The following is a 14112-nucleotide window of genomic DNA, read 5'->3' as shown; positions in this document are numbered from 1 at the left end:
CATAAAAAGCCGAAGTCATCTAAATGATCACTTCGGCTTTTTACTGTCTCAAATAATATATGGATACCATCAGGCGGCATTGGACGGTGCCATGCCCCACTTCTTAAGCATCTCTTTTAAGTCATTGGCGGTATATGGCTTGCTCAGAATGTCATCCATCCCACATTTGATACAACGCTCTCGCTCTTCTAATGTGGTTCCGGCAGTCAGTGCCACAATCGATTTGGCGTAGCCTTTCTCTCTGAGTTTTTCTGTCGCCTCAAAGCCATCCATAACGGGCATTCTGCAGTCCATAAATACAATATCGTATTCGTTGTCTGAAGCGAGTTCTAATCCCTCTATTCCATTGCTGGCTATCGCGGGCTCAATTTCATGTTTACGCAGCATCTGTTGGATGATGATCTGGTTCATCTTAATATCATCGACCACCAGCACTTTAAGTAGAGACAGTTCGACCTCGGATTCAAAGCCTTTCGATACTTGGTCACTCTCTGTTGGCATATCGACCACTTGAAGCGGAATCGAGATAGTAAAGGTGGTGCCAGTACCCACAACACTGGCCACCCCAATATCCCCATTCATCAAAGCGACTAACTTACGGCAAATCGCTAAACCAAGCCCTGTGCCTTCATAGTTTCGGCTACTTGAATTATCCGCCTGTGTAAAAGGTTCGAAGAGCGTTTTATGGGCCGACTTGGCAATCCCAACCCCAGTATCTTCGACAGAGAAAACGAAATGCTCGTTGTCCCATTCGATATCAACATTGACATGTCCGTCTTCAGTAAACTTAATCGCATTGCCAATCAAATTCACAAACAGCTGAGTGATGCGTTCTAAATCCCCTTGGAAATGAGAAGGCACATTAGGTGCGACAGTAATATTTAATTCAAGCTGCTTCTCGATTGCACGATTGACGAAGATACTTTCAATCGTGTTTCTTAGATCTTGCAACGCAAATTTCTTGGGGATCAGCTCCAACATCCCAGCATTAATTTTACTGTAATCGAGTAGATCATTAATGATGGTTCTTAGGAACTCGCCAGATTGGCTTAAGTTATTCACTATCTCACGCTGAGAACTGTTCAGTTCGGTATCGCTGATCAATTCCGCACTGCCTAATAAACCATTAAGCGGTGTTCTCAATTCGTGGTTAATCATGGCTACGAAATCACGCGTTGCCCTCTCAGACTCTTCCGCGCGTTTACGTGATTCTATATTCCGGTTTATGGCTAATTGGTGAGTAATAGCACTACAGATAAGGTCTGTGACCAATAACAGTTGGCTCTCAATGAAGTCGACATCTTGTTCAGATAGGTTGACCTTTACGATTAGTGCTCCAACGATAACCTTCTCAACTTCAAGCGGCACTGTTAGTAAATCATCTTCCCATTGGATTTCTTCAATTTCTTGGTCGAAATCACCAACCGATGCATCACCATAATCGTAGGTCAGAAGTTGTGGGAGCAGCTTTGAAGGCAATATCAAGCGGCTAGCTTCAATGAGGTAACTGTTGGTCACGTTTGTGGTCAGTTGGGACAGCATTACATCATCTAAATCACTTCGAAGAAAGGCGCGCCCGAAGTCAATCAACAGGTTGTCGATTTGTTCTTGAAATTCAATACGACGTATATTCGCGTTGGAGCGCTTTTCTAATTGACGCAAAGCTAGCTCAAGCTGTTGGTTAGTCTCGAACAGTTCAAGGCTCTTCTGTTCCAACAGTGCTTCAGCCGCTTTCCTCGCCGCGATTTGACGCTTGAGTTTCTTCTCTAGGGCAGATGCCAGATCCATATTACTTTTCTACTTTGAGATTAAACCTAACCACGCTTTGGTCATCATTCTGAGGCGTCATTTCCACCTCAATAGATTCTCCGTGGTATTCAGCGCATCCTTCAATAAGCCCTAAGCAAACATGAGACATACACCTTGCGCTTTTATAATCAAAAACAAGCTGTGCTTCGGTCGTGGTGATAAAACTGAATTCAGGAGGCTCAGCATCTGGATAGAGCTTCTTCACTTCTACGTGAATGTAGCGCTCTACGTGCTGAATAAATTGGAAGGTGGTATTGCTATGAGCAAGGCTCGCTTTATTCGGTAAAGAGGCCAGTAAGTTCTTAAATACTGACTGTCCAAAGACGCGTTGTAAGCTGGCCGCATCAATATCGGTTTTCTTACTCAAGTTGATAATCAACCTGACAAGATCTTTGTGGTCGTAACTACCAACCGATGTATAGATCCCTTCATCTTCCGACATTTCTAAAACTTCTTCCAAAAGCTCTAAACCGAACTTATCTTCAACAAGCTCTAAGAATTCGGTGAATATGATTCCTTTCATTTCATACCTTATCTTTTGTTTCTTTTTAGAATGGTCTACTAAGTCTTTGTTATCAAATTCTTAATCAAAAAAGTAGGGATTCGTAGCTAATTTTATGACATTGATAACGGATATTCATCTAGATGCTCACTTCTAACATAGCAAAAAAAACCACATTATTGAGCGATCTAGCTAACCGATAACCTTTATGCTGCTTGCCCTTGTTACGACTAGGTGGCATCACACCAAAGGTTATGCCTATACTTAAAGGCATAATAATCAATATATTGGCATGATATGAACCGAGATAACTTCCTTCAACAGTTTCAACTTAAGCCAGCCGTTGGCTACCACCCTGAGTCTGTCGAGCGTGTTTCTCACATCAGTGGAGAAGAACTTCGTAAGGCAGCAGTCGTTGTCGGTTTAGTTGAAAGAGAGGATGGTTTACATGTCATTTTTACTAAAAGAGCAGCACATCTTAAGCACCACCCTGGGCAAGTCAGTTTTCCGGGTGGCAAACATGAGCTTTCCGACCCATCGATGCAATTTACTGCACTAAGAGAACTGCACGAAGAGGTGGGGATTCGATCGGATCAGGTTAAAATTGTTGGGCAATTACCCGCCTTGAGTACCATTAGTAAATTTTCTGTTACGCCGATTGTCGCATTAGTTGATCCTGACTATAAACCCATCATCGATGAGAACGAAGTGGCCTCTATTTTTGAGGTTCCTGCCACTTATGTTTTAGACCAAGCAAAATTACACAGCCATATGGTCAACTTTAAACAAATCAAGCATCGCGTTTTTGCCATGCCCTTCCAAGAGCACCTAATTTGGGGCGTTACGGCTCAAATCATCCAATCAATGCAGCAGCATGTAGTGCAACGAATTACATAGCAACTACGTTTTGTTTAATCTCTGTTAACAAATCGCAAGCTTTGTATGGAACAGAATTATTAATGCAATTTTACGCAAACGTTTACCTGCTATAGATCTATACAACTCGCCCTTTCGCATAAAAAAAACTAATACCAAGCATAAACATAAATCACCTGTGGCACGCTATTTTCGTGATCAAAAATCCGTTTTTCGCATATCATGTGACACGCCGTTTCATTACATGATTTAGATCTATTTTTTGCAGACGAAAATTCTGCAGAATTAGCCCCGACTTATTTCCTGTTCCCAAAAAATGAGTAATTTAACATGAACACAACAACTTCTTCGGCAAATGCCGTTAAAGATTCAAGCAAGTTTAACTATAAAGATTTTACCTGGTGTTTATCACTATTCGGTACAGCAGTTGGTGCTGGCGTACTATTTCTTCCAATCAAAGCTGGTGCGGGTGGTTTTTGGCCATTAGTTATCCTAGCTCTAATCGCAGCACCAATGACTTGGTTCGCACACAAATCTCTAGCTCGTTTCGTACTGTCAGCTAAAAACCCTGAAGCAGATATTACAGACACAGTTGAAGAACACTTCGGTAAGACTGGCGCAAACATTATTACTTTCGCTTACTTCTTCGCTATCTACCCAATCGTTCTTATCTACGGTGTTGGTATCACAAACACAGTTGATTCTTTCCTAGTAAACCAAATGGGTATGGAATCTATTCCACGTCCTCTTCTTTCTGGTGCACTTATCCTTGCTATGACAGCGGGTGTTGTATTCGGTAAAGAGCTGATGCTTAAAGCAACGTCAGCGATGGTTTACCCACTAGTATTCATCCTACTAGCACTATCTTTCTACCTAGTTCCTGACTGGAACACTTCAATGATGGAAGTTAGCCCAGAATGGTCAACAATGCCTTCTATTATCTGGCTTGCAATTCCAATCATCGTGTTCTCTTTCAACCACAGCCCAATCATTTCACAGTTCTCTAAAGAGCAACGCCGCGTATACGGTGAAAACGCAGTTAAGAAAACTGACGCTATCACTGGCGGCGCAGCAATGATGCTGATGGGTTTTGTAATGTTCTTCGTATTCTCTGTAGTTCTTTCTCTATCTCCAGAGCAACTAGCAACAGCACAAGCACAGAACATCTCTGTTCTTTCTTACCTAGCAAACGTACATGAGTCTCCACTTATCTCTTACATGGGTCCTCTAGTAGCGTTCGCAGCGATTACTTCAAGCTACTTCGGTCACTTCCTAGGTGCTCACGAAGGTCTTGTTGGTCTAATCAAGTCTCGCTCTGGTTCTTCAGTAAGCACTATCGAAAAAGCATCTCTAGCGTTCATCGTTGTTACAACTTGGATTGTTGCGGTAGTTAACCCAAGCATCCTAGGTATGATTGAAACAATGGGTGCTCCAATGATTGCAGCTATCCTGTTCCTAATGCCTGTATTCGCGATGCAAAAAGTACCAGCAATGGCTAAGTACAAAACTTCAGCACCTGTACAAATCTTTACAGCTTTATGTGGTCTAGCGGCTATTAGTTCTGTAATCTACGGCGCTCTTTAATCTTAAGCACTTTTTATAAGATGACTTTCATCTTATATCGCGAGATTAGACACAAAATATAATGATAATAAATGAGCCTCCCTACTCCCCTTGGGAGGCTCTCTTTTTGAGGTAATCGCTATGATTAGTGTATTTGATATCTATAAAATCGGTGTTGGTCCATCGAGCTCACACACAGTTGGACCAATGAAAGCGGGTAAAGAATTTATTGATGACTTACGTTCAATGGGAAAATTGCGCGACATCACTAAAATCACCGTGGACGTATATGGATCACTATCACTGACAGGGAAAGGTCACCACACAGATATCGCAATCATCATGGGTCTTGCTGGCAATACTCCTGAGCGTGTTGATATCGATTCTATTGCTGGCTTCATTGCTCGCGTAGAAGAAACTGAACGCCTTCCTGTTGGCATGCACTGTCATACAGTATCGTTCCCACGCGATGGCGGTATGAACTTCCATACTAGCAACCTTTCTCTACACGAGAACGGCATGAGCATTCACGCTTGGGTTGACGACGAAGTAGCATACTCAAAAACTTACTACTCAATTGGTGGCGGTTTCATCGTTGACGAAGAGAACTTCGGCAAAGAAGAAGAAAACCCAATCAAAGCACCTTACGAATTTACAACAGCTGAAGAGCTGGTTAATCAGTGTAAAGAAAGTGGTCTTTCTATCAGTACACTGGTTATGAAAAACCAAGCGGCTTTCCACTCAGACGAAGAGTCTCGTACTTACTTCGCAAACATCTGGAAAACGATGCGTGAGTGTATGGATCGCGGTATGAATACTGAAGGTATCCTGCCTGGTCCACTACGTGTACCTCGTCGTGCTGCAGCACTTCGTCAACAGCTGATCACTTCAGAGAAAACAACGAACGATCCAATGACGGTTGTTGACTGGGTGAACATGTTTGCTTTCGCAGTAAACGAAGAAAACGCTGCGGGTGGTCGTGTAGTAACGGCACCAACAAACGGCGCATGTGGCATCATCCCTGCAGTATTGGCTTACTACGATAAGTTCATCCAAACAGTGACAGAGAAAGACTACACTCGTTACTTCGCAGCTTCTGGCGCGATCGGTGGTCTTTACAAGCGTAACGCTTCTATCTCTGGTGCTGAAGTTGGCTGTCAGGGTGAAGTTGGTGTGGCATGTTCTATGGCTGCTGCTGGTCTTGCTGAGCTTATGGGTGGTAGCCCTGAGCAAGTATGTATGGCTGCGGAAATTGGCATGGAACACAACCTAGGTCTTACATGTGACCCAGTTGCAGGCCAAGTACAAGTACCATGTATCGAGCGTAACGGTATTGCTGCAGTGAAAGCAATCAACTCTGCTCGTATGGCACTTCGTCGTTCTTCTGCTCCTACTGTTTCTCTAGATAAAGTTATCGAAACGATGCTAGAAACAGGTAAAGACATGAACGCTAAATACCGTGAGACTTCTCAAGGTGGTTTGGCTGTTAAGGTTGTTTGTTAATCATTCTGAATTAATAAACCGAGAATAAAAAAGGAACGCCGATGCGTTCCTTTTTTTGTATCTGAAGCTTTTGAAGCTAAAGCTTGGTGACTAGGGCGTGTTGATCTTTCGAGCTGATTTTTGCAGCGAGTTGCTGGGTATTTATACAAGGCAGAGGCTTTGATGTGTAGCTAGCCTACATGAGAAGCCGATAACATAGTAGAAATGACCAGCAAACGCTGCCCGAAGGGTTCGGCTAAAAGCGTTTTACTCTTTGTTGAGGGGGACTTGCTTAGAGTGACTAGGCTACTTCCCCCTCGCCGCGATTAAAACGCTTTTATCTCGAACAAAATTTAACCACGAAAGGTCAACACGCCCTAATTATTCAACCGACCAAATTGTTTTGTTAAATCACTTGCGAGATAAGCAAGAAGCAACCAAACAACAATGAGAAAAGCATCATCGGCTTGCCACCTTCTGCGCTGTATCTGTCTTCCGCTATTTTCATAAAGCGCTGCTTATGAACCATAACCAAAGGAACGAACACAGCCAAGAACACTAGGATAATACCTGCGTAGTTCAACACTTGTAGGAACTTGTCTGCTGCAAGCAATGAACCTGCTAATGGCAAGATGAAGCTAATACAGTAAGTCACCGCTGTGTTTTGGTTGAACATGTCTTTGTTCTGGTTGAACAGTGCCATCGCTACACCAAAGAAAGAAGTCAGCAAGGCTAGACCTGTGAAGGTAGAAAGCACGTTACCTACCCAAGGAGATTGAGCTTCAAACGCCGCCATCAAATCAGAAACATTCTTAAAGCTACGGAATTGCTCTTCACTCAGGTTACCTACCACCGCAAACAACCAGCATAAGTAACATACTAGAGGAATCAGAGAACCAACAATCACCATGTTGCGCAGCTGTTTGTCTGTCGCTTCGTGGTTGTAAGACACCAAGGTAGGAATCACGACCATAAAGCCAAAGCTGGTGAACAGAATTGCGCTGGTTTTGATCAGGTCAACGTGGTTGTGGCTGGTTACCTGCATCAAATTCTCTTGCGTCATGCTTGGCGCCAAAAACGCCATGGTTGCAAACAAGCTTGCTAGCATCACGAAGAACAATGCACGGTTCAGTTTATCAATCACACCTGTACCACTTGCAACAACAGCGCCGGCAAGCAAGGTAAACGTGATTTGGCTAGACGTTGCGGTAATGTCTACACCGAAGTTAGACAGTAACTTACTCAGCAAGTCGCCCGCACCCAAAATGTAAGCCATTAATAGGCAAATCAATAACGCATAAAGCAGGCCGTTGGTAAGCAACTGGCCTTGTTTGCCCAAGGTCTTTCGAGCAATAGAGTTCAACCCTAGACCGCCACCGGCTTTGATGGTCGCTTCTAGAAGTAATAGAGCTGCATAAGTGGTACCGAAACAGATCAGAACCATCAGCAATGTGCCGTAAAGCAATCCGAATTGAGCTAATACCATTGGGATCGCGAGCATACCAGCACCGAGAGCGGTACCAGCGATAATTAGGGAGCTACCCATCATTTTAATATTCATTATTTTTAACTTATTTGTTTAGTTTTTATAGGTGTGAGTCTTCGTGCATCAAGTGAATGACAAAGGAATTCAGATAGAAATAAAGTTATAAAACGAATAACAATAGGAGCGATAAGCGGTAAAGAAGCGTGCAGAGACGTTGTCGAACAGGGCGTTCAAAGGGGAGCTTGTCTTAAAAGAGGTAAAACGAGAAGCGTGAGTAAGCGTTAACTGATGTGGTGAACCTTCCGTAGGTTCAATAATCGGCGATGTAATCTTGAATTTCATGTATGTGTCCAATAATTGATTCACATTCCATAGTATTTGAAGCAGCGTATCCGTTGCTGCCCTACCTCTAGCATTAGAGGTCGTTTCATCTTATCGAATGAGATTCGAAACACAACGCTATAGCCACACTTTTTGCTATTAAATTGAACAAAACAGCCATTTGGATACTAATTAACCACCAAACCACATAAAACAATAATCATTACTGATAAAAACCAGAACGATAAATTCACCAACACCATTAACCACAATGTCTGTACAAAGAACGCTCAAAAGATATGACAGCCGCAAAAGTAGCGTTTTTACCGAAACAATTCGCTGTCAATGCCCAAACAAAAAACCAAAAGTAAACGCGAGCTCATTTGAACCTCAAATACAGAATCAATTACAACACCAACTCGCTACATCACAGAAACATAACCACAACCGGAGTGTGGTCACACAATTCACTATACCCCATAGGTAGTAGGGTCTCTTAGACGTAAAGTATGCGCGTCATTATAATTAATAAAAACAAACACCTTATGCGCTCAACAATCACTTTTAAAATCCTAGTGGCCCTCGCCATCGTATTCACTTTTTTGCTCGCGATATCGACCTATTTTCAATATTCACAGCAAAAACAGCTGGTAAATTCCGTACTAAGTGAACAGCTTCATGATAAAGCGAGTAACTATTTCGATAGTCTCAATATGATGATGCTGACTGGTACCATGGCACAGAAAGAAACCTTGCGTCAGAAAGCATTGGCACAGGAAGGTATTGAAGACGTTCGTGTATTACGCGCCGATGCTGTGAGCAAACTCTACGGCCCCGGTAATGACAACCAAACACCCGTTGATGATATTGATAAGCGCGCGCTAGCCGGTGAAACCGTCATCGAGCCATTCTCAGCTGATTGGGGTAAAGGCTTAGTGATTGCCCTGCCAATGAAGTCGAGCGAAAATTATCGTGGCACTAATTGTGTGGCATGCCACATGGCGCCAGAAGGTGAAGTGTTGGGTGCTATTCGCTTGGAGTACAACCTTAGCCACGTTAATTCGTTGATTAACACTCAAACCATGGCTGCGATTGGCATTATGGCGGTGATCTCCTTTGCGGGTTTTGTCCTGACGATGGGGCTGATTCGTAAGATCATTGTTCGCCCTCTTCAACAGACTTCTCGTTTTATGACGCAAGTTAGCAACGACAAAAACCTATCGACTCGCTTACTAGCACAAAGCAAAGATGAGATCGGTACGCTCGCCAACTCCATCAACTCTTTTATGGGCACGGTTTCTGACAGTTTAGAGAAGGTACAAGATACTTCGCACAAACTGAATGCGTCGGCCAACCAACTGACCAGCGTTGCACAAATTACCGAACAAGCGGCGAGCGATCAACAACATGAAACGGCAGAGGTACAAAACAATGTTGAAGGGATTCAAGCTCAACAGGTTAATGTGGAACAAGCGACGTTAACCGCATCCGACCTCATCAATCACACCGCCGATGTGGCATTCAAAAGTGCTACCCAAGCACATGATGCAAGCAGTGAAATCAAGAGCCTAGTGACCAGCATTGAAGAAGTGAAGCACAAGATACAAACACTCAATGAGCAAACCGGAGAAGTCTCTTCAATATTGAGTGTGATTCGTGGCATTGCCGATCAAACTAACCTTCTGGCACTCAATGCAGCCATTGAAGCCGCGCGTGCCGGTGAACAAGGTCGTGGTTTTGCCGTCGTTGCTGATGAAGTCCGTCATCTCGCATCAAGAACGGCAGAAGCAACAGGCAGTATCGAATCGATTATCCATCAGTTCCAGCAAGGCAGCGAAGAGTCATTAAACTCGGCAGACCATGTTTGCGAACAAGCACATCAAAGCTCAAACGATATCGATGCTCTGTCTGTTGAAATGAATAGTGTTGTAGAAGAGATGAAGCAAGTGTTGGCACATGCACAGAACATTCAACAGCAAACCCAATCCACCACACAGGCTACTAAAGATGTTCAGCAGAAAGTCGAAACCATCACTTCTCACGCGAATAACACATCGCAATCTGCGGCTGAAACCCGTGACATCAGTGATGACTTGGAAGAGCTGTCTGATCATCTTGAATCACTGATCAATCAATTCACCTTGTCTCAGTCAAAGCCGAATTCAAAACCGAGCTCAAAGACCAACATCAAATCTTAAGTCGATTGAATTACTTTACTCTCGACCCACAAAAAAGCGCTCCTTCATGAGCGCTTTGTCTTCTTTAGCTGTCTTTGCTGAGAGTTCGAGATTGGACTCAAACCAAACAATGACTAGTGCGTAATTGAAACCGCCGTTAAGTCTTTATGCTTATGATACATCGCATGTTTGAAGATGAGGTTCGCACTCACAGTATCCATTCCAGAGACTTCTACATAAGCCCCTTTCTTACGGAACTTGAATACCACTTTATCGAGCGCTTCAACTGAAGTGTTATCGAGAAAAGACGCATCGCTAATATCGATTGTCACCAGCGACGTTGCATTGTCGTAATCAAACAAATCGACAAACGCATCAGAAGAGGCAAAGAACACATGACCTTTCACTCGGTGAATAGTGTGCAGCTTATTAGTGACCACTTCATCAGAAATGAAGACCATCGATTTGCTGGCATGTGCATAAAATAACGCAGACAGAACCACGCCCACCGCAACACCTATCGCTAGGTTATGGGTAAACACCACCACAACCACCGTCGCTAACATCGTCACATTGGTAGGTAGCGTATGGTCTTTAAGTTCAACAATAGAACGCCAAGAGAAAGTGCCAATTGAAACCATAATCATCACAGACACTAACGCCGCCATTGGTATCAATCTCAACCAGTCAGATGCAAACACCACCATCAGCAGCAAAACCACACCGGCGATCATGCTTGATAGTCGGGTTAACCCACCAGATTTGATGTTGATGATCGATTGGCCAATCATGGCACAGCCAGCCATACCGCCAAACAGTGAAGCCACAATATTGGCTGCGCCCTGCCCTTTACACTCATTGTTCTTGTTACTTTCCGTATCAGTCAAGTCATCGACAATCGTTGCTGTCATCAAAGACTCCAGAATACCAACAACAGAAAGAGCAATAGAATACGGCAGTATGATTTCGAATGTCTCAAGCGTGAATGGGATGTTCGGGATTAAAAACACAGGCATTGAATCTGGGAGCTTACCCATATCACCAATCGTTCTAACGTCTAGACCGAGCATCAAGCTGATGATTGTAAGCACAACAATCGCGACCAGAGGTGAAGGTATTGCACGTCCATACTTAGGAAGATAAGGAAGCAGATAAATAATGGCTAAGCCGAGAACAACTAATAGATAAACACTCGAAGGCACGTTAATTAACTCTGGGAGCTGAGCCATAAAGATAAGAATAGCGAGTGCGTTAACAAAACCAGTGATCACCGATTTCGAAACAAAGTTCATCAAGTTACCCAGCTTTAAATAACCCGCTGCGATTTGAATAAAACCAGCTAAAAATGAAGCGGCGAGTAGGTATTCGAGTCCGTAGTCTTTCACTAGCGTGACCATAAGCAGCGCCATTGCGCCTGTTGCCCCAGATATCATTCCCGGACGGCTGCCAACTAAGGCGGTGACCACACAAATACAGAATGAAGCATACAAGCCAACCTTAGGGTCGACGCCTGCAATAATAGAAAATGCGATGGCTTCAGGGATCAATGCGAGTGCAACCACAATCCCAGATAATGAATCTCCTTTAACGTTAGATAACCAGTGTTTTTTTAAATAATTAAGCATGTAATTCTCTTTTACTTGTACAGCCAGTCCTGCCTTGTTCAGACATAATTTGATCGACTGTTTTTCATGAATGAGCGAGCGCTCGAAAAGTGCGGGTGTAGAGAGAATGCAGGGGTTAAGGCGGCGTAATTAACACGTGAATATTAAACTCCTCTAGTGGGTCGTTCATTGAATTTCTACATAAGCTGATAGCCAGCTCAATGATGGGGAAATCGGCTTCGCCGTTTAATTGATTCAGTTCAAAGAGATTGAATTAAACAAAGTGGGCTAAAGCCGCGTCAATATAGAGCGAGTCTGAGCTCAATCACACAGCCATTATCGAAAACAAAGATTGCGATTACGCATCAATTCATCAGTGCGGCTCAATGTAGATTCGTACGCATTGATTCGCCGTTGATAAGCTCTTGATTCGTTGTTTGTTCTCTTACTTTAGTACTCTGGATATTGATATCTAGTCCCTGTTTTCAGAAATAGAACCTTGTGAGATTGAACAAAAAACCAACCCTCAATGATTTTTCTCGCTTTGATTCGAAATATTTCTTTCCACAAGCAAGAATAAAGGTTGAAGCTCTCTGTATGACAGGTAATATGTTCCATTGATTTAAAAAGTTTATACAACCCAATGTTTCGACTGTTTTTTGTTCAGAATTTAGCGAACTATAAACAATCGGTTGCAAACATTGCGTTGAATTTGTCCCTCAATGGAGAATGAAACCAACATGACTTACGCGCCTGTAACAGACGTACTTGGCGGCAAGCTAGCGGTAGACAGTGAAGTAACTGTTCGCGGCTGGATCCGTTCACGTCGTGATTCCAAAGCTGGAATCTCTTTCCTTGCCATTTATGACGGCTCTTGTTTCGACCCGATTCAGGCCGTGGTCCCTAATAATCTTAATAATTACGAAAACGAAGTACTAAAGCTAACAACTGGCTGCTCTGTTGAAGTAACTGGCAAGATTGTTGAGTCTCCTGCAAGAGGTCAAGATTTCGAACTAGCAGCAACTGACGTTAAAGTTGTTGGCTGGGTTGAAGATGCTGACACTTACCCAATGGCTAAGACACGTCACTCTATCGAATACCTTCGTGAAGTTGCTCACCTACGTCCACGTACTAACGTGATCGGCGCAGTAGCACGTGTACGTAACTGTCTATCGCAAGCGATTCACCGTTTCTACCACGAGCAAGGTTTCTTCTGGACTTCGGCTCCACTTATTACTGCTTCTGATGCTGAAGGCGCAGGTGAAATGTTCCGCGTATCTACGCTAGACATGGAAAACCTACCTCGCACTGACGAAGGCAAAGTTGATTTCAACGAAGATTTCTTCGGTAAAGAAACTTTCCTAACAGTATCTGGCCAACTTAATGCTGAAGCTTACGCTTGTGCACTAAGCAAAGTTTACACTTTCGGTCCTACGTTCCGTGCTGAAAACTCAAACACAAGCCGCCACCTAGCTGAGTTCTGGATGGTTGAGCCTGAAGTTGCGTTTGCAGACCTTAACGATGTAGCGAAACTAGCTGAAGACATGCTTAAGTACGTTTTCGCAGCTGTTCTTGAAGAGCGCCGCGACGACCTTGAGTTCTTCGCTTCTCGCATCGACAAGCAAGCAATCACTCGTCTAGAGCAATTCGTAGACGCTGATTTCGCACAAGTTGACTACACTGACGCAATCCAAATCCTACTAGACTCTGGTAAGAAATTTGAGTTTGACGTTGAGTGGGGCATCGACATGTCTTCTGAGCATGAGCGTTACCTAGCTGAAGAGCACTTTAAAGCTCCTGTTATCGTTAAGAACTACCCGAAAGACATCAAAGCTTTCTACATGCGCTTAAACGACGACGGCAAAACAGTTGCAGCTATGGACGTACTTGCACCAGGCATCGGTGAAATCATCGGTGGTGCACAACGTGAAGAGCGTCTAGACATTCTAGACGAGCGCATGGTTGCTATGGGTATCGACCCTGAGCACATGAGCTGGTACCGCGACCTACGTAAATACGGCACAGTGCCACACGCTGGTTTCGGTCTTGGCTTCGAGCGTCTAGTATCTTACGTAACTGGTATGGGCAACGTTCGTGACGTTATCCCGTTCCCACGTACACCACGCTCTGCAAACTTCTAATTCGATACTTAATCGAAATTAAAAGTTAAGAACAAATAAAAACCTCCGCACTTGCGGAGGTTTTTTCATATTCGGGATAAATTAAACGATTAAGGCTAACGGTATAACGCTGACAAAAACTAGCTATTCAGTGCTTAGTCGATATAGCGAA

Annotated in this window: 10 protein-coding genes; 5 read left to right on the top strand and 5 right to left on the bottom strand. The window is 43.6% G+C overall.

Translation table 11 applies throughout. The features are described from left to right. Positions 1-69: 69 nt before the first annotated feature. Positions 70-1788 carry an ATP-binding protein gene (locus tag L0992_06645; GenBank protein XGB68358.1) on the bottom strand — a complete coding sequence of 573 codons (1719 nt, stop codon included), beginning with the start codon at positions 1786-1788 and terminating at the stop codon, positions 70-72. A gap of 1 nt (position 1789) precedes the next feature. After that, the gene (locus tag L0992_06640; protein XGB68357.1) at positions 1790-2332 is read right to left on the bottom strand and encodes a heme NO-binding domain-containing protein; all 543 of its coding nucleotides are present in this window, start codon (positions 2330-2332) and stop codon (positions 1790-1792) included. 276 nt (positions 2333-2608) lie between these two features. On the opposite strand from L0992_06640, the gene L0992_06635 reads away from it, so the two are divergent. The 3 genes from L0992_06635 (at position 2609) to L0992_06625 (ending at position 6253) form a co-directional block, all read left to right on the top strand. Then, on the top strand, positions 2609-3208 hold the full coding sequence (locus tag L0992_06635) for a CoA pyrophosphatase (protein ID XGB68356.1): 600 nt from the start codon (positions 2609-2611) through the stop codon (positions 3206-3208). A 309-nt stretch (positions 3209-3517) separates the two neighbouring features. After that, on the top strand, positions 3518-4771 hold the full coding sequence (locus L0992_06630) for a septum formation protein (GenBank protein XGB68355.1): 1254 nt from the start codon (positions 3518-3520) through the stop codon (positions 4769-4771). Between the two features lie 120 nt (positions 4772-4891). Continuing rightward, on the top strand, positions 4892-6253 hold the full coding sequence (locus L0992_06625; GenBank protein ID XGB68354.1) for an L-serine ammonia-lyase: 1362 nt from the start codon (positions 4892-4894) through the stop codon (positions 6251-6253). Positions 6254-6638: 385 nt separating this feature from the next. Here L0992_06625 and L0992_06620 read toward each other — a convergent pair whose 3' ends face one another. Beyond that, the gene (locus L0992_06620) at positions 6639-7781 is read right to left on the bottom strand and encodes a tyrosine transporter (protein XGB68698.1); all 1143 of its coding nucleotides are present in this window, start codon (positions 7779-7781) and stop codon (positions 6639-6641) included. 81 nt (positions 7782-7862) lie between these two features. Further along, complete coding sequence (locus L0992_06615) at positions 7863-8060, bottom strand: hypothetical protein (GenBank protein XGB68353.1); 198 nt, start codon at positions 8058-8060, stop codon at positions 7863-7865. 524 nt (positions 8061-8584) lie between these two features. Here L0992_06615 and L0992_06610 point away from each other — a divergent pair. Then, a complete protein-coding gene (locus L0992_06610) occupies positions 8585-10237 on the top strand; it encodes a methyl-accepting chemotaxis protein (GenBank protein XGB68352.1) in 1653 nt (550 codons plus the stop codon). 113 nt (positions 10238-10350) lie between these two features. On the opposite strand, the gene L0992_06605 is transcribed toward L0992_06610, so the two are convergent. Beyond that, positions 10351-11841, bottom strand: a complete 1491-nt coding sequence (locus L0992_06605) for a SulP family inorganic anion transporter (GenBank protein ID XGB68351.1) — start codon at positions 11839-11841, stop codon at positions 10351-10353. A gap of 719 nt (positions 11842-12560) precedes the next feature. Between L0992_06605 and asnS the strand changes: the two genes are divergently transcribed. After that, entirely contained in the window at positions 12561-13961 is a 1401-nt protein-coding gene (gene asnS, locus L0992_06600) for an asparagine--tRNA ligase (GenBank protein ID XGB68350.1), read from the top strand. The last annotated feature ends 151 nt before the right edge of the window (positions 13962-14112 follow it).

Origin of the sequence: Vibrio pomeroyi, assembly GCA_041879425.1 — a bacterium.
Lineage (GTDB): Bacteria > Pseudomonadota > Gammaproteobacteria > Enterobacterales > Vibrionaceae > Vibrio > Vibrio pomeroyi_A.
The sequence above is the reverse complement of the archived record's forward strand: the minus strand, read 5'-3'. Positions and strand labels throughout refer to the sequence as shown.